Source organism: Lysinibacillus sp. NPDC098008, from assembly GCF_044760715.1.
Classification (GTDB): Bacteria; Bacillota; Bacilli; order Bacillales_A; family Planococcaceae; genus Lysinibacillus.
Genome location: NZ_JBIWBA010000015.1, coordinates 25,218 through 45,035, shown reverse-complemented (window position 1 = coordinate 45,035; position 19,818 = coordinate 25,218). Strand labels below are relative to the sequence as shown.

20 protein-coding genes and 1 pseudogene are annotated in these 19,818 nt (G+C 40.9%); 16 read left to right on the top strand and 5 right to left on the bottom strand.

Annotated elements, in window-relative coordinates:
• The first annotated feature begins 8 nt into the window (after positions 1-8).
• The 9 genes from eutL (at position 9) to ACIQVU_RS13225 (ending at position 7,379) form a co-directional block, all read left to right on the top strand.
• Positions 9-659, top strand: a complete 651-nt coding sequence (eutL, locus tag ACIQVU_RS13265) for an ethanolamine utilization microcompartment protein EutL (RefSeq protein WP_340805289.1) — start codon at positions 9-11, stop codon at positions 657-659.
• Between the two features lie 15 nt (positions 660-674).
• Positions 675-2,165 (top strand): aldehyde dehydrogenase family protein, encoded by a 1,491-nt coding sequence (locus ACIQVU_RS13260; RefSeq protein WP_340805290.1) that lies wholly within the window; start codon positions 675-677, stop codon positions 2,163-2,165.
• 16 nt (positions 2,166-2,181) lie between these two features.
• A complete protein-coding gene (locus ACIQVU_RS13255; RefSeq protein ID WP_004269321.1) occupies positions 2,182-2,460 on the top strand; it encodes a BMC domain-containing protein in 279 nt (92 codons plus the stop codon).
• 81 nt (positions 2,461-2,541) lie between these two features.
• Positions 2,542-3,132, top strand: coding sequence for a phosphate propanoyltransferase (locus ACIQVU_RS13250; RefSeq protein ID WP_340805291.1), 591 nt, complete (start codon positions 2,542-2,544; stop codon positions 3,130-3,132).
• A gap of 12 nt (positions 3,133-3,144) precedes the next feature.
• Positions 3,145-4,014, top strand: coding sequence for a phosphate propanoyltransferase (locus ACIQVU_RS13245; RefSeq protein WP_340805292.1), 870 nt, complete (start codon positions 3,145-3,147; stop codon positions 4,012-4,014).
• Positions 4,015-4,050: 36 nt separating this feature from the next.
• On the top strand, positions 4,051-4,335 hold the full coding sequence (locus tag ACIQVU_RS13240) for a EutN/CcmL family microcompartment protein (protein WP_340805293.1): 285 nt from the start codon (positions 4,051-4,053) through the stop codon (positions 4,333-4,335).
• Positions 4,328-4,684 carry a BMC domain-containing protein gene (locus tag ACIQVU_RS13235; RefSeq protein ID WP_340805294.1) on the top strand — a complete coding sequence of 119 codons (357 nt, stop codon included), beginning with the start codon at positions 4,328-4,330 and terminating at the stop codon, positions 4,682-4,684. The genes ACIQVU_RS13240 and ACIQVU_RS13235 overlap by 8 nt, the downstream gene beginning before the upstream one ends.
• On the top strand, positions 4,684-5,631 hold the full coding sequence (gene mdh / locus ACIQVU_RS13230) for a malate dehydrogenase (RefSeq protein WP_340805295.1): 948 nt from the start codon (positions 4,684-4,686) through the stop codon (positions 5,629-5,631). Before ACIQVU_RS13235 ends, mdh begins: the two co-directional genes overlap by 1 nt.
• Before the next feature lie 254 nt (positions 5,632-5,885).
• Complete coding sequence (locus ACIQVU_RS13225; RefSeq protein WP_402895922.1) at positions 5,886-7,379, top strand: carboxypeptidase M32; 1,494 nt, start codon at positions 5,886-5,888, stop codon at positions 7,377-7,379.
• Positions 7,380-7,419: 40 nt separating this feature from the next.
• Here ACIQVU_RS13225 and ACIQVU_RS13220 read toward each other — a convergent pair whose 3' ends face one another.
• The 5 genes from ACIQVU_RS13220 to ACIQVU_RS13200 form a co-directional block, all read right to left on the bottom strand.
• Positions 7,420-9,081, bottom strand: coding sequence for a b(o/a)3-type cytochrome-c oxidase subunit 1 (locus tag ACIQVU_RS13220; RefSeq protein WP_340805297.1), 1,662 nt, complete (start codon positions 9,079-9,081; stop codon positions 7,420-7,422).
• Complete coding sequence (locus ACIQVU_RS13215) at positions 9,068-9,559, bottom strand: cupredoxin domain-containing protein (RefSeq protein ID WP_340805298.1); 492 nt, start codon at positions 9,557-9,559, stop codon at positions 9,068-9,070. The genes ACIQVU_RS13220 and ACIQVU_RS13215 overlap by 14 nt, the downstream gene beginning before the upstream one ends.
• Positions 9,560-9,583: 24 nt before the next feature.
• Positions 9,584-9,706: a hypothetical protein gene (locus ACIQVU_RS13210; RefSeq protein ID WP_340805299.1), complete on the bottom strand. Its 123-nt coding sequence runs from the start codon at positions 9,704-9,706 to the stop codon at positions 9,584-9,586.
• A gap of 223 nt (positions 9,707-9,929) precedes the next feature.
• Positions 9,930-10,391, bottom strand: coding sequence for a chemotaxis protein CheX (locus ACIQVU_RS13205; protein WP_340805300.1), 462 nt, complete (start codon positions 10,389-10,391; stop codon positions 9,930-9,932).
• 490 nt (positions 10,392-10,881) lie between these two features.
• The gene (locus ACIQVU_RS13200; protein ID WP_340805301.1) at positions 10,882-11,163 is read right to left on the bottom strand and encodes a LytTR family DNA-binding domain-containing protein; all 282 of its coding nucleotides are present in this window, start codon (positions 11,161-11,163) and stop codon (positions 10,882-10,884) included.
• Here ACIQVU_RS13200 and ACIQVU_RS13195 point away from each other — a divergent pair.
• The 7 genes and pseudogenes from ACIQVU_RS13195 to ACIQVU_RS13165 form a co-directional block, all read left to right on the top strand.
• A pseudogene (locus tag ACIQVU_RS13195) lies at positions 11,132-11,295 on the top strand (c-type cytochrome biogenesis protein CcsB); the annotation flags it as partial. The gene ACIQVU_RS13200 and the pseudogene ACIQVU_RS13195 overlap by 32 nt on opposite strands.
• A 98-nt stretch (positions 11,296-11,393) precedes the next feature.
• On the top strand, positions 11,394-15,005 hold the full coding sequence (locus ACIQVU_RS13190; RefSeq protein WP_402895919.1) for a dynamin family protein: 3,612 nt from the start codon (positions 11,394-11,396) through the stop codon (positions 15,003-15,005).
• Positions 15,006-15,015: 10 nt separating this feature from the next.
• On the top strand, positions 15,016-15,810 hold the full coding sequence (locus ACIQVU_RS13185) for a sulfurtransferase (RefSeq protein WP_340805303.1): 795 nt from the start codon (positions 15,016-15,018) through the stop codon (positions 15,808-15,810).
• A 172-nt stretch (positions 15,811-15,982) separates the two neighbouring features.
• Entirely contained in the window at positions 15,983-16,756 is a 774-nt protein-coding gene (locus tag ACIQVU_RS13180; protein WP_340805304.1) for a hypothetical protein, read from the top strand.
• Complete coding sequence (locus ACIQVU_RS13175; RefSeq protein ID WP_402895916.1) at positions 16,740-17,294, top strand: hypothetical protein; 555 nt, start codon at positions 16,740-16,742, stop codon at positions 17,292-17,294. Before ACIQVU_RS13180 ends, ACIQVU_RS13175 begins: the two co-directional genes overlap by 17 nt.
• Before the next feature lie 54 nt (positions 17,295-17,348).
• Positions 17,349-18,179, top strand: a complete 831-nt coding sequence (locus ACIQVU_RS13170; RefSeq protein ID WP_402895914.1) for an MBL fold metallo-hydrolase — start codon at positions 17,349-17,351, stop codon at positions 18,177-18,179.
• 421 nt (positions 18,180-18,600) lie between these two features.
• The gene (locus tag ACIQVU_RS13165; RefSeq protein ID WP_340805307.1) at positions 18,601-19,803 is read left to right on the top strand and encodes an NAD(P)-dependent malic enzyme; all 1,203 of its coding nucleotides are present in this window, start codon (positions 18,601-18,603) and stop codon (positions 19,801-19,803) included.
• The last annotated feature ends 15 nt before the right edge of the window (positions 19,804-19,818 follow it).

Here is a 19,818-nt window from a genome sequence, read left to right as displayed (position 1 = left end):
CTAATAAGATGAATCCTCAAAAAATTATGGCACAAATTTTAGCAATGCAAACTATTCCAAGGGTTAATAGTGAATTAGCGCAGCAGCTAGCTTTAAAGCCATCGCACCATAGCATTGGGCTTGTGACACTCACCATTGATGATGTTGCCTATGTAGCATTAGATGAAGCAACGAAAAAAGCAGATGTGGATGTTGTCTATGCGAAAAGCTTCTATGCTGGAGCAGCACATGCATCTGGCCCATTATCAGGAGAGGTAATTGGCATTATTGCTGGCAGTTCACCAGATGAGATTCGTAGCGGACTAGACGCCATTCAGCAAAAAATTCAATTTGATACGTATTTTGAAGCCATTAATAATAATGATAATCATGCATTGTTTGCACATACAGTAGCTAGCTGTGGTACGTATCTTGCTGAGGTGGCAAATGTCAAAGTAGGCACACCCCTTGCATATGTAATCGCCCCACCACTAGAGGCAGTTGTTGGCTTAGATGCAGCATTAAAGGCGGCAGACGTAGAGCTAAAGGTGTTCTTTGGCCCTCCATCAGAAACCAATTTTGGCGGCGGCTTACTAAGCGGCAGTCAATCATCCTGCGAGGCTGCGGCAAATGCCTTTAGAGAAGCCATTGAACAGATAGCAAGAAACCCAGTGATCTAGAAGGGAGGCGGCTTTATGGCCACATTAGACAAAGACTTATTAGCGATTCAGGAAATGAGAGATGCCGTGAAGCAGGCGAATACAGCACAGGCTGCCTATATGCAGTTTTCACAGCAACAAGTAGATAGCATTGTAAAGGCAGTGGCAGATGCGGCATTTAAGGAAGCAGATCGTTTAGCTAAAATGGCTGTGCAAGAAACAGGAATGGGTGTCCCAAATCATAAAAAAATAAAAAATGAAGTAGCTTCACGAGATGTCTTTGAAGATATTAAAGATTTAAAGACAGTTGGCATTGTTGGCTATGACCGCATGAAAAAAGTAGCGGAAATTGCGAGCCCCTTTGGCGTGATTGCAGGTATTGTACCGACGACAAACCCAACGTCTACAGCTATTTTTAAAACATTAATTTCATTAAAAACAAGAAATGCGCTTATTATTAGCCCACATCCATATGCGGTGAAATGTACAAAAGAGGCTTTGGATATTTGTCGAGTAGCTGCAGAGCAAGCAGGTGCACCAGAGGGCTTACTACACTGTTTAACAATGTCATCCATGGAAGCAACCCAGCAGCTAATGAAGCATCCTGATGTACATTTAATTTTAGCAACTGGTGGTGGTGCACTTGTCAAAGCTGCCTATAGCTCAGGCAAGCCAGCTTACGGTGTAGGTCCTGGGAATGTACCCGCTTATATTGAAAAATCGGCTACTATTCAAAAGGCTGTGCGCCAGCTTGTGCAAAGTAAATCATTTGATAATGGGACAATTTGTGCAACAGAGCAGTCCATTATTGTCGATAAAGCGATTGCTGAGGTCGTGCTAACAGAATTGAAGAATAATCATGCCTATATTTTAAATGCCGAGGAAAAGGCGAAGATGGAGCAGTTGATTTCGCCAGTACCAGGGAAAGTAAACCCTAAAATTGTTGGTAAATCTGCCGTTAGCCTAGCACAGTCTGCTGGCATTACAGTACCAGCAGATACGAAAGTGCTTGTTGGATTGGAAACAATGATTGGCAAAAATATACCATTTTCACTTGAAAAGCTATCACCAATCTTTGCACTTTATATAGTAGAAAACAGTACAGAAGCCAAGCAAGTTATGATTGACCTGCTAAATATTGGCGGACGTGGACATACATGCTCCATCCATACAGAAAATACAGCATTAGCAGAACAATTCTCTGTTGAATTACCTGTATCTCGCATTGTGGTGAATACATTATCATCCATCGGTGCAGTAGGCGGTACAACAGGCTTAGCACCATCCTTTACATTAGGCTGTGGTACATTTGGCGGCAATATTACGTCGGACAATATTACAGCAAGACATTTAATCAATATTAAACGTATGGCGTATGGCATTAAAGATGTTGATGTGCCAAAGCCAGAAGTTGAAGTGCAGTCAGTCGTAGAGTCGGTTGTATCACAAGAGCCTGCTCTCGATACAGCAGTGGTGCAACAAATTGTTGACCAAGTATTAAAGCAAATCACATTACAAAATAAATAATTTGGAGGAATGACAAATGAGTACAGCATTAGGAATGGTAGAAACAAAAGGTTTAGTAGGAGCAATTGAAGCAGCGGATGCAATGGTAAAGGCAGCAAGCGTTAATTTAGTAGGAAAAGTACATGTTGGTGGCGGTATTGTAACGGTGCTTGTACGTGGTGATGTAGGCGCAGTGAAAGCAGCAACAGACGCAGGTGCAGCAGCAGCACAACGTGTAGGAGAGCTATTATCTGTCCATGTAATTCCACGTCCACATCATGAATTAGAAATGATTTTACCAAAAGCAGAAGCGTAATGAATCAGTATGGAGAGCTGATTCGGTAGTAGATCAGCTCTCAACTTATGAAACAATCAACTAGATATAGAGGTGGCTTGTGTGACAACAGCAATTAAAACATTTCCAGTTGCCATTTCGGCTCGTCATATCCATCTAAGTGAAGAGGATTTACAAGCACTTTTTGGTCCCAATGCAACGCTTACAAAGGATTTTGACTTATCACAGCCAGGGCAATTTGCTGCCAAAGAGCGCGTTTCAATTGAAGGACCTAAAGGCATTATTCACAATGTTCGCGTATTAGGTCCTGTAAGAGCAGCAACGCAAGTGGAGGTTAGCCGAACAGATGCGATGAAGCTAGGCATTCATCCGCCATTAAGACAATCTGGCGATATTGACAACTCTGCTGGTATTAAGCTGATTCATGGAGAGCGTGAATTAGTGATTCCGCAGGGTGTGATTATTGCACAGGCACATATCCATATGACCGAGGAAGATGCGCAAGCATTAGCAGTACACAATAACGAAGTTGTAGCAGTGGAAGTTGTCAGTGAACGACCTGTGACATTCCGTGGTGTCGTTGTACGTGTTTCCAATGATTTTAGCTTGGAAATGCATATTGATACAGATGAAGCGAATGCAGGCTTTATTGAACAGCAGGCACAAGGAAAATTAGTGAAAGCATCATTGTAAGGAGGAGGTAAGATGCAAGAACATTTAGTGCAAAAAATCGTGGAACAAGTTCTACAGCAAGTATTAAAAAATCAATCTGCCCCTCCACATAACGGTAAAATTCCAATTGGTGTATCCGCTCGCCATGTTCACCTTGCACAGGCAGAGGTGGAGCAGCTATTTGGGAAGGGCTACGAGCTAACACCAAAGTTTGAGCTTTCCCAGCCAGGACAGTTTGCTGCGGAGGAAACCGTCGTTATTGCTGGACCAAAAGGCTCGATTGAACGTGTGCGTATTTTAGGGCCAGCCCGTTCGCTATCGCAGGTGGAGGTAAGCTGGACAGATGCCATGAAATTAGGCTTAAAGCCGCCATTAAGAATTTCAGGTGATATTCAAGGCTCGAGTCCTGTAACATTAATTGGTCCAAAGGGCAGTGTTGTCTTACAGGAAGGGCTAATTGTTGCACAGGCGCATATTCATATGTCGCCTGCAGATAGTGCGAGCTTTAATGTTGTCGATGGACAATCTGTACAAATTAAGATAGCAGGAATACGTCCAATTATTTTATCGAATGTGGTTATTCGTGTATCTGAGCGTTATCGCTTAGAAATGCATATTGATACAGATGAAGCAAATGCAGGATTGATTCAACAGGGTGCACTTGCTGAAATTGTTCACCATCCAGTGTCTGAGCAGCCTATAGCTATGAATGCACAACCTCCAGTTATTCAGCAGGTAGAGCAGCCATCTGTCTATTACTATGATAAAAAGCTGCTTTCACAATTAGACATATTAGCAATAGAGGCACAGGAAATTGTTGTGCCAAAGAAAACCATTGTCACAGCATTGGCGTACGATAAATTACGAGAGTTAAATAAAACATTAACGGTTCGTTCAGAGTAAACAGACAAGCTGTGTCGCGTAAAGAGGGTGACGTTCATGCAAATGGGAAGAGTGATAGGCAGTGTATGGGCAACACGCAAGGAGGAAGGGCTGAATGGTTTAAAATTATTAATCATTCAACCAATTGACTCCAATCAACAGCCGATTCGCACAGAAATTGTTGCAGCAGATCGTATAGGAGCAGGGATTGGTGATGATGTACTTGTGACCAGCGGTGGGTCATCACGCTATATTATGCGAGAAAATCCGCTCCCGATTGATGCAGTTGTTATTGGGATTATTGATTCTACAGAAGTGATGCGAGGTGAGGACAATGAGTAGCGCAATTGGCATGATTGAAACAAAAGGCTTGGTCGGCTCTTATGAAGCAGCCGATGCGATGATTAAGGCAGCCGATGTCACAGTTGTGAAGCAGGAATTTGTGGATGGTGGCATTGTGACAGTGGTTGTCACAGGCGATGTCGGCTCTGTTCAAGCAGCAGTAGAAGCTGGTAAGGCCGCTGCCATAAGAGTCGGAGAATTATTAGGCGCTCATGTCATTCCAAGACCTGATGAAGATGTTTTTAAGATGATTAAGGGGCCAGAAGCACCAAAGAAAAAGCCTTTATCAACGCGTGCTAAAAAAGCAGCAGAAACAACAGCAGCAACGGATAATCGAGGTGAGGCATAATGGCTTTTCGTAAAAATAAAATTGCTGTAATTGGAGCCGGTCATACAGGCTCCACACTAAGTTTATTTTTAGCGCAGAAGGAATTAGGCGATGTCGTGCTTGTCGATATTCCAGAAGCGGAAAATCCAACAAAAGGGAAGGCTTTGGACTTACTACAAACAGGCCCTATCGAAAAGTTTAATGTGTCCATTAAAGGAACAAGCAGCTATGAGGATATTGCGGGTGCAGATATTGTTGTTATTACAGCAGGGCTACCACGTAAACCGGGCATGAGCCGTGATGATTTAGTGACAACCAATGCTAAAATTATACAACAAGTATCAAGACAAATTAAGCACTATGCACCAAACAGCATTGTCGTTGTGCTAAGCAACCCTGTTGATGCCATGACATATGTGTGCCACAAGGAAACAGGCTTTGCGAAGCATCGCATTATTGGTCAATCTGGTGTTTTAGATACAGCTCGCTTCAACACATTTGTTGCACAGGAGCTGCAAATTGCACCAGAGGATGTATCAGGCTTTGTTTTAGGTGGGCATGGTGATGAAATGGTGCCATTAATTCGCTATTCCTATGCAGGTGGCATTCCATTAGAAAAATTGATTCCCCAAGATCGACTACAACAAATCGTTGAACGTACACGTAAAGGTGGCGGCGAAATTGTTGGTTTGCTAGGAAATGGTAGCGCCTATTATGCACCAGCCGCTGCATGTGCGCAAATGGTCGAAATTATTATGAAAGACCAACGAAAAATTATTCCTTCTATTGCTTTATTAGAAGGAGAGTACGGCTATCACGACTTATTTTTAGGTGTGCCAACCATTTTAGGTGGCAATGGTATCGAATCTGTGATTGAATTACATTTAACGCAGGAAGAACAAACAGCACTTCAGCATTCTGCGGAGGCTGTCAAGCAAGTTATTGCCATTTGCCAAAACATAGAATAGTGTAAACAGACACGATTCTCCAGCAATAGCAAGCATCCCCAGCTTGCTATTGCATGTTTGATTGGAAACCGAACAGGACTTAAAAGCTAGAAAAAATCCCCTAAAGGCTGTAGCTAATTTGCTGCAGTCTTTCTTTTTAATGAAGATTTTTGTGATGGAGAAAAAATTGATTCAAGGTGGATTCGAATCATCTTAGCAATAGATGAAATTTTCAAAAATATGATAAACTAGTAACGTAAAAAGGGGGAGAAGCAATGGTTGTTCAGCAATTTACAGACTATGTAAAGAAGATGCAGCATTATGGGGAGGCACTCAATGTAATTTATTGGGATATGCGAACGGGTGCGCCAAAAAAGGGACTAGCACAGCGCTCAGAGGTCGTTGGTACATTGTCAGCCTCCTTATTTGCGATGCAAACAAGTGATGAATTGGGTGAGCTTTTAACAGCATTAGAGGCACAGCAGGCTGATTTGGATGATGTAACACGCCGCTTAGTAGAGGAAGTACGAAAAAATTACGACCAAAATAAAAAAATTCCCGCTGATGAGTATAAGGAGTTTGTCATTTTACAATCTAAGGCAGAAACAGCTTGGGAAGAGGCAAAGGCAACCAATAATTTTGCATTATTCCTGCCTTATTTAGAGGAAATTATTCAATGGCAGAAAAAATTTATTCAGTATTGGGGCATAAAAAATGGCTCCCCATACAATACATTGCTCGATTTATATGAGCCAGAGATGACAACAGATGTCTTAGATCAAGTATTCGGTGATTTACGCGATAAGATTGTGACGCTGGTGCAAAAAATTATGACCGCAGCTAAGCCTGATACAAGCATGCTATATAAGCATTTTCCACGTGAGGCACAGCGAGCATTATCGCTGGAATTGCTCACACAGCTCGGCTATGACTTTGAGGCAGGACGCTTGGATGAAAGTGTCCATCCATTTATGATTGGGCTTAATCTTGGGGATAACCGTATTACAACAAAATATGATGAGCATGATTTCCGCACGGCTATTTTTGGAACAATTCATGAGTGTGGTCATGCGATGTATGAACAAAATATTGATCAAAAGCTTGCGGGACTACCATTAGCAACAGGTACTTCAATGGGCATCCATGAATCGCAATCACTCTTTTATGAAAATTTTGTCGGTAGAAATGAGCAGTTCTGGCAGCACAATTACGAGCGCCTGCAACACTATTCACCAGCCCAGTTTAGAGATGTACCATTAGCAGACTTTTTACGTGCCATTAATATGGTGGAACCATCCTTTATTCGTATTGAAGCGGATGAGTTAACATATCCATTACATATTATGATTCGCTATGAGATTGAACGTGATTTATTTAACGGTGATTTACAGGCGAAGGATTTACCACAAATATGGAATGATAAATATGAGGAATATTTAGGGATACGTCCAGCGACGGATGCACAGGGTGTGCTTCAGGATATGCATTGGTCAGGAGGCATGTTTGGCTACTTCCCATCCTATGCACTAGGAATGATTTATGCAGCACAATGGAAGCATGCGATGGATCAAGATATACCAAACTTTGATGCGCTATTGGCAAAGGGTGAGCTACTGCCTATCCGACAATGGCTAACAGAGAAAATTCATCAGTACGGCGCATTGAAAAAGCCGTTTGAATTGCTGCAAGAAGCGACAGGGGAAGGCTTAAATGCCACATACTTAGCCAACTATTTGCAGGATAAATATACACAACTTTATCAACTATAATGTAAAAGCGATTTCTCAGCTACGAGAAATCGCTTTTTCCTTACCACAATTGATAGCCTTTTGAGCCTGCTGGTGAATTTGAAATAATATCGATAATTGGCACTGTGTAAGCAAATAAAATTAATGCTACTAAAATAACAAGCCATACCTTAAAGTTTTCAAGCAATACTGGTGTCGGACCACTATGCTGATGAACATCGCCTACAGGGAATTCTTCCTCACCTTTTGGTGCAAACCAAGCTAATTGCACAACGATATAGATAATGACAAGGATAGCAATAAAGAGAATTGTTCCACCTACTGCCTGTGCAATTTGATAAGGAATCCAATCATAGGCTTGCTGAGCACCGCCATATTCTGAGTAATCAGAGCGACGAGGTGCACCAATAAGACCTGCAATATGCATGGCAGAGGACATGATTGTCATCCCAACAGCCCATAAAATCCCTGAGAGATTGCTCAGGCTATTTAAAGATTTTGTGAGTGTACGACCTGTTAAATGTGGAATTAACCAGAATGCTGCACCAAAATAGGTTAAGACAACAGCCGTTGCAATTGTTAAATGGAAGTGACCTGTTACCCAAATTGTATTATGGATTAGCTGGTTCATTTGATAGGATGCATTGACAATCCCACCTGCACCTCCAGGAATAAAAGCAACCATACCGATAAATGGAACAAGGAAGCGTGCATCTTTCCATGGTAATTTTTTAAACCAACCGAATAGTCCCTTGCCACCTAGCTCGCGTCCACGTAATTCAAACATCGCAAACATAGAGAAGGCTGTCATTAACGATGGAACGATTACGGCAAATGTTAAAACAACCTGTATAAACTTCCACGTGCCATCAATACCAGGCTCTGTTAGCTGATGGTGAATTCCAACAGGAACCGAGAAGATTAAAAATAACATAAAGGAAAGTCTTGCTAATGAATCAGAGAAAATTTTACCGCCAATTACTTTTGGGATAACCGTATACCAAACCATATAGGCAGGTAATAGCCAGAAGTATACAAGCGCATGGCCAAAATACCAGAATAGTGTACGTGATAGGGCAACATCCACGCGCTCAATGAAGCCTAATGACCACGGAAGCAACTGGAATAATACGGAAACTGCTACACCAAGCGTTGCTACAAACCACATCAAATTATTAACAACGACCATAAATGATAATAATGGGCTACGTTGTCCGCTACCTTTATGCTCTTTGCGCCACTGGACATAGCGTAAAATTTGACCTGCACCACCAACCCAAGAACCAACCACGACAAGTGTAAGGCCTAAATAGAAAATCCAGTGTGCCTGTAATGGCGCATAAAATGTATAAAGAACCGTTGCTTTATTTAATAAAACCATTGTGGCAGCAGCTGCTGTCCCAATTGTCATGAGCCAAAAACCAATCCAGCCAAGCTTGCGTTGACCAGCTGTAAATGTACCTGACGTGCGGCTGACACTAGCAATTTGGAAGCCATAAATAAAGAATGTTGTTAAAATAAGACCAAGTAATACACCGTGAACTGTTAAAACCTGATAATAGCCGATGCCTGCTGGTAATGTAAATTGACCAGAACGCACAAATACTTGTAATAATCCTGCAAGACCGCCTAATAGCAATGCGATAAATGCTACATAAATATGTGCCATAGCTAGCTTTGCATCTCGGCGATCTACCTTTGTCAATGAATTAGTGTGACTCATTTGGGTCCACCACCTTTAGCATAGAGTGCATCATCGTATGTCCTGTACCACAGTATTCATTACATACAATTAAAAACTCGCCGACTTTATTGACTTTTGTGACATATTCTGAAATATAACCAGGCTCAAGCATCATATTGATATTTGTGCCTGCCACCTGAAAGCCGTGCATAACATCCTCACTTGTTGCGATAAATTTCACCTTTGCGCCAAGCGGTACTTCAATTTCCATAGGGTTATAGTTAAATGCTGAGGCAACAACAACTACCTCATAATCCCAATCTTTTCCTTCGACTTTATGAACACCAGGATTATCGAAAGGTGCTGTTTCTTTTACTTTCTCATAATCGAGTGTTTTTTTACCATTGTTCGGATGGGAGCCCTGATGAAATGCCCCAATACCGAGAATGATTAGGAATGCCACTAAAGTAGCGACTCCGAACACAAGCCAATACTTCTCATACTTATGTATGTGCATATGTTTCTGTCCCTTCCTCGTAGATTAAAACCGTCCAATAAATAAATCGAAGCAGTATACCCAAAGTAAAATAATGATGATTCCAATCCCAAAAACTGCATAGAGTGAACCTTTTAAATTGTCATCTGACTTCTTTTTGTTTGCCATTTTTGCCCCTCCTACGCTTTTATAATGATATTGCTTATTGCCATCATATAAAAATTCCTATCATTTTGATGTGAAAAAAATCACACATCCACGTAAATAATGTGAAGAAAGTGTGAAAAATTAACAGCACAAAAAAATAAGCCATCTCAAACTATTTGAGATAGCTTATTGACTATAAATCTTGCAGGCAAATAACAGAACCGTAGCTTATGTGAAATCGTTCTTATTCTTCGTCTTCCTCAATTGTTAATAAAACTGTTAGAGCCCCAATGCTGGGAATGGAAACTGGGAGAGCAAATGCTTTTTCAAAGCCGTATAATTTTGTATTGCCCACCATCACAGTTGGCGGTGTGATATCAATTTCTAAGCTTTCTTGCCCAACAGCTGTACATAAATTTCCTGCAATCATATTGCCAAATTCGCCCGTAAAGGACTCTAACATTTCGCCCTCCAAAGGCATACCGAACATTGTATTGCCAATCCCACTGAACACTTCAGGAGAGGAATCGATGATGACACGACCTTTTAAATCGCCAATTAAGCCAATTAGTACACCCATTTGCTGCTGTTGAAAGGGTTCAGAAATAATGCTAGGTGACTTTACTTCCATATCCATAGGAAGAATCGATTTTAAAGCATGGATCGTCCCGTTTAAAATAGTTTGAAAGTACTTCGAATTACTCATCATTACCGCATCCTTTTTCCGACTTTTCTACATCTTACCATGTAAAAAGGGTAAGATGAAAGTATGTCTTGACGAATTAACATGAAATTTATATGATAAGAGTGAGAATGATTTTCAAATTCATCCGATATACATAAAAAGACTGAATTTTACGAGAAAAGGAGCGGTCAGCAATGACATTCGTATTGATTGGAGCGGCTGTAGCCATTTATATTGGGGTTGGGAAATACGTGGTAAAACAGGCAACTGCACATTTAAAATAAAGCTTTGAAAGACATCGTCCAAATACGGGCTATGTCTTTTTATATGGTAGCTAAGAATATTTTTAAAGTTGAACATTGCTGCCATTTATGTAGCTAAGTATATTGTATTTATAAACAAACATATCCACGTGTATGATTTTTGTGGAGGTTTGTTGAGAAAAATAAAATTGAAAATGGCATAATGGTGAAAATAGCGGCGTTTCTCAATAATTTTACAGCCATCTACATTATGCAAAATCCTCTTTTAAGCTTTTTAACCTTTTTTGAAGCGGCACGATGAGTCGAAAGGCAATTGGGCAACGGCTGCCATTTTCCATTAACACGTAGCGGCTTTTAAAATTGAACTCCTTCACATTTTTTAAATGAATGATAAAGCTTTTATGGCAGCGGAAAAAATGGTCATCTAAATAGGCTAAATCCTTTAAAGCGCCATAAAAGGAATAGTGTCCATTGCGCTCATATAGCTCAAGCTTATGTGGCTGGGACCTAAAGGAAGTATGGGCATTCATCACATGGCTATTTATTACATCTACATATGGCGAAGGGCTGGGAAGGAGAGCGTATAGCATGGCTTTGGCATTATTTTATTTAATCAAATATTTGTGAACTTAGTGATTGCAGGGCTTCATTCATACGCATAATACAAACCGTTTGTTGTTAAATTAGTGTTATACATTGCAAGTCGAATCATGTAGAATACTAAATATGAATAATGAAATAAGAAGGGGTTACTTTTCGTATGAAAGATTTTGAACAGCAATTGGAAGGGCTATTAAAGCAAGCCTCATTGCAATACATAATATATCAGCATAATGGTGATACAGAGCGCATGGATAAAACATCCCTTTTTGCGCGTAAAATTCAGCAAAAGGAATATGTCATTGGCTTTGCAGGTCACTTTTCTGCTGGGAAGTCCAGTATGATTAATGCGCTATCAGGTGAAAATTTATTGGCATCGAGTCCTATTCCAACAAGTGCCAATATCGTCAAGGTGCATAAGTCAGAGGAAGACTTTGCCATTGTTTATATGCACAATGAAAAGCCTGTAAAATTTGAGGCTGGCTATGATTTTAAAACGGTGAAAGAGCTTAGTAAAAATGGGGATTTAGTGTCGCAAATTGAGATTGGTCATAGTGCCTCTACATTGCCATTTGGTGTAACGGTGATGGATACGCCAGGCGTGGACTCCACAGATGATGCACACCGTATGTCAACAGAGTCTGCACTCCATATTGCCGATATTGTCTTTTACACAATGGACTATAACCATGTGCAATCAGAGCTAAACTTCCAATTTACAAAGCAACTAATGAAATACAATCCAAATGTTTATTTAATTGTCAATATGATTGATAAGCATAAGGACAATGAATTAAGCTTTGAGGACTTTAAAGCAACCGTTCACCAATCCTTTGCAGCATGGGGCGTTGTGCCGAAGGGTGTATTTTTCACGTCCTTACGAGAGCCTGAGCATCCATACAATGATTTTGAGGCAGTGAAGAAAATCGTGATGGATAGTATGAACGACTGGCAGGAACAGCTTGTACAAACAGCAACAAATACATTGCGGTTGCTGCAAAGTGAGCATGAGCAATATTTAATGGAAGAAAGACAAGATCGTTTAACGGTGGATGAGGATATTTTAAGTGCCGATGATTGGGCACACCATCAAGATATTTTAGAGCAATACAATAAATTAAATCGTCAGGTTGAGCTATTTTCTATTGAGGCATGGAATGAAACATTTGAGGAGCAGCGCAAGGAATTACTTGCCAATGCTGCCATTATGCCAGCCGATTTACGTGACCGCTTGCGTCTATATTTAGAAAGCATGCAGGAGGGCTTTAAAGTAGGGGGCTTCTTTTCGGCGAAGAAAAAAACAGAGGAAGAGCGTAACCGCCGTAAAGAGGATGCCTATAACGCCTATCAAAATGTTGTGCATGCGCAAATTACAGGTCATTTAAAAGGGCTCATGAAAAAGGCATTGAAGGATGTTGGTGCATTAAATGAAGAGCGTGCGACGTCTATTGATGGCTACACGTTTGACCTGCCCTTCTCATTAATTGAGCAGCAAGTGCAAACAGGGTCAATATTGACAGGTGATGCCGTATTAAACTTTGCGAATCGTGTGGCAGAGGCGACCAAGCGTTACTTTATTCAGGAAACGGATCGCTGGAAAGATGAGCAGGCAGCAACACTTGAAGCAGTAGCAACAGAAGCGGCTGCACCATCCAAGCTAAAAATGGCAGCTATGCAGGCGAAGGTGGATGCGATTCGTGCTGTGCTGGAAATCGAAGGCTATCAGCAATATAGTGCAAGCATTATGCACCAAGCAAGCAATGAAGTGCGTCAAATTGCCAACCAACAGCTTGTAGCATGGGAAAATGCCTTTAAGCAAGATTTAGCAGATATTCGTTTATTTGATGAATCCATGCTAAAGCCAAAGGAGGAAGTTGTTCAGCAGGAGGAAGTACAGCAAGCAGTAGCGACAGTAAGCCTTCCAATAGATGGTGTGATTCAACGGGCACTGCATACAGCTAAGGCGGTAAAAGAGGTACAAGGCTTTGCAGAGGTTGCCCAATATCTTGAGCATAAAGTGGAACGCTTACAGAAAAAGGACTTTACGATTGCTTTATTTGGGGCATTTAGTGCAGGGAAATCATCCTTCTCGAATGCCTTGATGGGTGCGAAGGTATTACCTGTATCGCCCAACCCTACTACAGCAGCTATTAATAAAATACGCCCTGTAACGCCTGAGCATCCACATGAAACAGCAGATGTCCAGCTAAAAACAGCGGAGCAAATGCTAGAGGATATTCAGGGCTCCTATGTGGCGATTGGCTTGTCTGTGTCTTCATTGGAGGAGGCATTTAATCGTGCGGATGAAGGGCTTGCCGTTCAGCTAACGGATGAGCGTTTAAATGTGCATAAATCATTTATTCGTGCCTATAAGGAAGGCTATCCAACGTTTAAATCTGAGCTTGGTACAGTTATTCGTGTTGATCGAGAAGAGTTTGAAAAATTTGTTGCACAAGAAAATAAATCATGCTTTGTGGATAATATCGACTTCTATTATGATAGCCCATTAACACGAATGGGCGTTACATTGGTGGATACACCGGGAGCCGATTCCATTAATGCTCGTCATACAGGGGTAGCCTTTGAATATATTCGTAATGCCGATGCCATCCTATTTATTACGTACTATAATCATGCCTTTGCCAAAGCAGACCGTGAGTTTTTAATTCAGCTTGGTCGTGTAAAAGATGCATTTGAGCTCGATAAAATGTTCTTTATTGTCAATGCGATTGACTTGGCAACAACAGAGGAGGAGCAGGAAGACGTTAAGGACTATGTTCGCTCAGAGCTACAGCGCTTCGGTATTCGTTTCCCACGATTGTATGGTGTATCCAGTCTGTTGGCATTAAAGGAAAAAGTAGAGGGCACTGACTTAACATCAGGGATGCCACCGTTTGAGGAAGATTTCCATACATTCTTAAATGATGAATTAAGCGCATTAGCTGTCCAAGCGCTTGCAGAGGAAGTCGATAAAACCGAGCAACGTCTAGCCGATTTAATCGCACAGACAGAGGACAACTTAAAGCGTAAGGATGAACGCTTAGAGGAGTTAGCAGTACTTGAGCAGCATATTCAATCGAAATTTAGCGAGCTGAACACAAGCATGCTAGAAAGTGAAACAAAGCAGGAGCTAGATGAGCTACTGTACTATGTGCTACAGCGTGTTTATTATCGTTATCCTGAGTTCTTTAAGGAAGGCTATAATCCTTCAACATTTGCTGCCATGCCCGCACAGCAAGCGCTGGAGCATGCTTTGAAGGAAGTATTACAAAGCTTACGTTTTGATTTTACACAGGAAATGCGTGTCACAAACTTCCGCTTATCGCAATTTATTAGCAAAAAGATGCAGCAGCGCTTTAAAGATGAAGTACGTGAGCTAAAAGAGCTAAACCGTAGCTTCTCATTCTTAGCCTTTGAATCGTCCGAGCCTAATTTACTTGATTTCGATGGTCCATTTACGGATGCTTCAAAATATGCAAGTGTTAAATCACACTTCCGCAATCAAAAAGCATTCTTTGAGAAAAATGAGAAAGTAAAATTAAGTGAGGCGTTAGAGGCATTAACAAAGCCAGATGCACAGGAGTATTTAGATGCACAAAAGGTTTCCCTTATGACTTGGGCGATTACCTTTATTGCAGAGGAAGCAGAGAATTTACGTCAATATATTTATCATCAAGCACTTGAACAAATTGATACAGAAAGACAGGCATTGCAAGAAGAAAGCCGTTTAGCTTCTTGGAAAGCGATTTATGCACAACTACAATATGCATGAGGTGGTTCATTTGGGAAAAGTATTCAAAACAGTGGATGATATTCAGTTGGATGGTGTCCGCTTTATCGATGCCCGCTACGATTTACAAAATAAAGAGGCTGGCAGAAAAGCATTTGAAGAGGGGCATGCAACAGGAGCGGTTTATCTTGATTTAGAGCAGCAGCTATCAGATATGGATAGCAAAGAGGGGCGTCACCCAATGCCAAGCAAGGAAAAATTGGCATCGGTCTTTCAGGAGCTAGGCTTACGCTATGAGGATCAAATTGTTGTATATGACCAAGGAGCTGCACCATTCGCCCCACGCGCATGGTGGATGCTCACTTATGCTGGCTTTCCAAACGTAATAATTGTTAATGGTGGTGCACCTGCACTCGAAGCCAAAATGCCATTTACGAAGGATGTTATTAAATATCCTCCAACAAAGATTGACTTTGTATGGCGAGATGAGCTGTATGCGCCAAGACAAGCTGTGAAAGCCATTGTGGATGGCGAGGTACAAGCAACTTTACTCGATGCACGTGCGGCTGAACGCTACCGTGGAGAAGTAGAGCCATTGGATAAGGTAGCAGGGCATATTCCAACAGCGAAAAACTTTGATTGGGAGCAGTTAAAGGTAGATGGACAATTAAAGGCAAACGATGCATTGCGCCAAAAAGTGGCACGCGATGAGCATATCGTTGTCTATTGCGGTAGCGGCGTTACAGCCTCACCATTGTATGCGGTGTTAGCAGATGAAGGCTATGATAATATCCAATTATATGTAGGTAGCTTTAGTGATTGGATTACAGAATATGATGTAGAATAAAAAAACGCTCACATTCGTGGGCGTTTTTTTATGGGGATGGATAGAACAGCAAAAGTGACGGATAGCACAGTAAAAGTGAGGGATAGCATCTCAAATGTGATGGATAGCATCTCAAATGTGATGGATAGAACCCCAAATTTATATGATAAAATAGTAGAGTAGGAGGGGAACTATGGGGAATTTTAAACAGGTAGTAGCGATAGGGGTAATTATGCTGTTGCTGCTTGGCAATAGTATAGTGTATGTTCACCATCAATTAGCACAGCCAATAACAGTGCCGCTTATTCAAGATTTTTATCGTAGCAATGATAGTCACCATTTTAAAATTCATTATATAACAAATAAAAGTGATCAGCGCTTCGTGACCCATTTAGAAACAGGTTCTCTTATTTTACTGGAAGAAACAAGTGGTACAACAGATATAATAGAAGAAAATGCGCATCAAGTGGTGCGGGTAGCTTATTTTAGTGGTAACAATCAGGAAATCGATGCCTTGCTGCATAGCAAGCAAGTGTCTTTAGTGCTGAGTGATGGAGAACGACTAACGGCAGCATTGGGCTTAGCATGGGAGGAGCCTCGTCAACAAGGTGATTATTTTCTGGCATCATCTGGCAGTAGCAATGGGGATACCGCTGTCACCTATAAGGTAGCACAGAATACAAGTATTCAGACAGTTCATATACCTGCATGCTTAAAGTCCCGTGTGAACTTTAAGCATGTGGAGGTCGATGGTAAGCAATATAAGGAAGAGGATTTTCCGATTGCTGTGAACGAGGGGCAAACGTTAAATATAGCATTTCAGATTAATGAATCAGCGGCGGATGTTTCTGCAACGGTAAGTGTTAGTGGCCCAGACCATGTATGGCCAGTATCTGTAATCCGAGATGCTCCCTTTCATCTAGAAAGTATACAAAAGGAGTTGCAACAGGATGATTGTTATGGCTGATAAGTGTCAACAATTACAGCTTTTGAAATGGCTATTGATTGCACTAGGCTGCAAGCTTGTGCTATTGAATATGATACCGTTTGCTTATTGTTTGCAACAATTGATTTTTTACGGTGCATGTATAAAGGCTTTCACGTATTGCCCGAGAAAAACATGGATGAACTATTTACTGATTAGCGATATGGTCTTACTGATAATGTATATATTACGAATGACTACATTCACAGGTACATGGTATTTCGTCCTAAGTATCCTCATTGAATTATTGATTATTCTTGAATTAAGTAAAACAGTTGCAGCGATTGAACAGCGCTATTACGGACAGGCTTCGACACCACGTATAATGAAAAGCTATCAATGGCTTGTGCTAGTAGTGGCAGCGAGCTGGACATTTCTAATGAATATTGACTCTTTTACTGCTTCTATCATAGTGCTTATTGGTGTTATGGTACTATTAGCAGTAAAAATTCGTTTGTTCCTTCATATACACGATGTAAGAAAATATATAAAAGTAGCTACCCATGTGAAGGCTTCCTGAAAATGACTCGCTATTCATTTTATGCTACACTTTGGTAAAAAGGGGGAACGTAGGATGTTTAAGCGTGAAACAAGCATAAAGGTGGAGCAGCACAGTGATGTACAATGTGCACATGGAAAAATAGCCGTTCAAGGCTTTGGGATGGGTGTTTATAGTTTCTTTGTGGATGGTTTATTAATTGATACAGGCTCTGCTTCATTGGCACAGGAATTTCAGCCATTTTTTAAGGATTTACCGATCGAACAAATCGCATTAACGCATTCTCATGAGGATCATACAGGCAATGCTGCTTGGCTACAACAGCATATGGATGTCCCCATTTATCTACATCATGAGTCTATCCAGAGCTGTGCAAAGGATGGGGTATATCCATTGTATCGGCAAGCATTATGGGGAGAGCGTCCAGCCTTTACGGCACAACCATTTGGCACAACCTTGCAAACAGCAACAGCCGTATGGGATATTATTGAAACACCTGGCCATACGACCGATCATCTAGCTTTCTATAATCGTGAAGCAGGTGCAATGTTTACAGGTGATCTATATGTTCAAACAAAAACAAAGGTTGTCTTGGATGAAGAAAATATTGTTCATACATTAGCATCTTTAAAAAAATTATTAAACTATGATTTTCAGGAAGTTTATTGCTGTCATGCGGGCTATCTTGCAGATGGACGCAAGCGAATAGTTGAAAAAATTACGTATATTGAAGAAATGGAGGCTAAGGTCCGCCAGCTTTTTGAGCGTGGCTATTCCGTAGAGGAAATAACTAAAAGTATTGTCCCGCGTGATTACCCTATAACACATGTATCCGAGGAGCAATGGTCTTCCAAGCATATGATAACCGCTTTTATTCATCACTTTACACAAGAGTCCTATCGCTAGGGCTCTTTTTTTATCCCGTATTAACAGAGTGTAAGCCCCCCACTGGTTGAAGCTTCACTTTATGTCTAAAACTTTGTGAAAAAATGTGAAGAAAATGTGACAAATCCAGTCACCACAATGGATGCGCTTACATAAGTTTGTGAAAAATTTCTCAATTACATAAGAAAAATACTATGTGAAAAGCTGAACAGTTCAAATGGCTGTAATTGTACATTCATTTAGGATCATCTATTTGTATTGATTATTTTGAAATAATTGATTGTGAAAAGCGTAATTTGACAGAAAAATGTATATAAGCTTGAAAAGTCTAATGCTTTAAAAGAAAATAATAAATTTTCAGAATATTTATTGACTATGCTTTCACAAAGTATTATGATTCTGAAATATAATCATAATTCAACAGGGAAAAGGATGGGGTAAAATGGACGTAATGAAAAAGGCTTTAGAAATGCATGTACACTATAGTGGGAAATTAGAGATCAATTCAAAGGTTCCTGTTAAGGATTCTTATGATCTTAGTCTTGCTTATTCACCGGGAGTAGCTGCACCATGTGTAGAAATTGAAAAAAATCCATCATTGGTCTATGACTATACAATGAAGGGCAATATGGTGGCAGTAGTGTCAGATGGAACAGCAGTGCTAGGCTTAGGTGATATTGGGCCAAAGGCGGCATTGCCAGTAATGGAAGGAAAGGCGATTTTATTAAAGCGTTTTGCCAATGTTGATGCTTTTCCAATTTGCCTAGATACAAAAAGTACGGATGAAATCGTCAGCATTGTGAAGGCGCTTGCTCCAACGTTTGGCGCTGTCAATTTAGAAGACATTTCAGCACCGCGCTGCTTTGAAATTGAAGATCGCCTGCGTCAGGAATGTGATATTCCTGTGTTCCATGATGACCAGCACGGCACAGCGATTGTTGTAGGGGCAGGGATGATTAATGCCAATCGTATTGTCAAAAAAGATGTAGCAACAATGAAGGTTGTTATTAATGGGGCTGGTGCTGCAGGTATTGCGATTTTACGCATCCTTGTGCAAATGGGCTATAAAAATATTTATATGTGTGATACAAAGGGTGTTATTTATGAGGGGCGTCCAGAGGGCATGAATCCGATTAAAGAAACGGTTGCCCATTTAACGAATCCAGAGAAAATTCAAGGCACATTGGATGATGTTCTTGTAGGGGCAGATGTCTTTATTGGCGTATCCGTTGCGAATTTATTAACAGAGGCTCATATTGCGTCTATGAATAACGATCCTATCGTGTTCGCTTTAGCAAATCCAAACCCTGAAATTACCTATGACAATGCGAGAAAATGGGGCGTGCGTGTAATGGGCACAGGTCGTTCAGATTATCCAAACCAAATTAATAATGTGCTAGCATTCCCAGGCATTTTCCGTGGTGCATTAGATGTGCGTGCAACAGATATTAATGAGGCAATGAAAATTGCTGCGGTAGAGGCTATTGCATCGCTTGTAAGTGACGAGGAATTAACAGAGGAATATATCGTACCAAAATCTTTAGATGAACGCGTAGTAGAAATTGTGTCACGTGCTGTTAGTGGTGCGGCTGTTGAATCTGGTGTATCAGAGCTATTCCAACAAAATATCGCATTATCGGTATAAGAAAAAAATCTCCCA

Excerpts from the sequence above, each read along its gene's own strand:
- eutL (WP_340805289.1), top strand. The coding sequence starts at position 9 with ATGAATCCTCAAAAAATTATGGCACAAATTTTAGCAATGCAAACTATT.
- ACIQVU_RS13260 (WP_340805290.1), top strand. The coding sequence starts at position 675 with ATGGCCACATTAGACAAAGACTTATTAGCGATTCAGGAAATGAGAGAT.
- ACIQVU_RS13255 (WP_004269321.1), top strand. The coding sequence starts at position 2,182 with ATGAGTACAGCATTAGGAATGGTAGAAACAAAAGGTTTAGTAGGAGCA.
- ACIQVU_RS13245 (WP_340805292.1), top strand. The coding sequence starts at position 3,145 with ATGCAAGAACATTTAGTGCAAAAAATCGTGGAACAAGTTCTACAGCAA.
- ACIQVU_RS13240 (WP_340805293.1), top strand. The coding sequence starts at position 4,051 with ATGCAAATGGGAAGAGTGATAGGCAGTGTATGGGCAACACGCAAGGAG.
- ACIQVU_RS13235 (WP_340805294.1), top strand. The coding sequence starts at position 4,328 with ATGAGTAGCGCAATTGGCATGATTGAAACAAAAGGCTTGGTCGGCTCT.
- mdh (WP_340805295.1), top strand. The coding sequence starts at position 4,684 with ATGGCTTTTCGTAAAAATAAAATTGCTGTAATTGGAGCCGGTCATACA.
- ACIQVU_RS13225 (WP_402895922.1), top strand. The coding sequence starts at position 5,886 with ATGGTTGTTCAGCAATTTACAGACTATGTAAAGAAGATGCAGCATTAT.
- ACIQVU_RS13220 (WP_340805297.1), bottom strand. The coding sequence starts at position 9,081 with ATGAGTCACACTAATTCATTGACAAAGGTAGATCGCCGAGATGCAAAG.
- ACIQVU_RS13215 (WP_340805298.1), bottom strand. The coding sequence starts at position 9,559 with ATGCACATACATAAGTATGAGAAGTATTGGCTTGTGTTCGGAGTCGCT.
- ACIQVU_RS13210 (WP_340805299.1), bottom strand. The coding sequence starts at position 9,706 with ATGGCAAACAAAAAGAAGTCAGATGACAATTTAAAAGGTTCACTCTAT.
- ACIQVU_RS13205 (WP_340805300.1), bottom strand. The coding sequence starts at position 10,391 with ATGAGTAATTCGAAGTACTTTCAAACTATTTTAAACGGGACGATCCAT.
- ACIQVU_RS13200 (WP_340805301.1), bottom strand. The coding sequence starts at position 11,163 with ATGAATGCCCATACTTCCTTTAGGTCCCAGCCACATAAGCTTGAGCTA.
- ACIQVU_RS13190 (WP_402895919.1), top strand. The coding sequence starts at position 11,394 with ATGAAAGATTTTGAACAGCAATTGGAAGGGCTATTAAAGCAAGCCTCA.
- ACIQVU_RS13180 (WP_340805304.1), top strand. The coding sequence starts at position 15,983 with ATGGGGAATTTTAAACAGGTAGTAGCGATAGGGGTAATTATGCTGTTG.
- ACIQVU_RS13175 (WP_402895916.1), top strand. The coding sequence starts at position 16,740 with ATGATTGTTATGGCTGATAAGTGTCAACAATTACAGCTTTTGAAATGG.
- ACIQVU_RS13170 (WP_402895914.1), top strand. The coding sequence starts at position 17,349 with ATGTTTAAGCGTGAAACAAGCATAAAGGTGGAGCAGCACAGTGATGTA.
- ACIQVU_RS13165 (WP_340805307.1), top strand. The coding sequence starts at position 18,601 with ATGGACGTAATGAAAAAGGCTTTAGAAATGCATGTACACTATAGTGGG.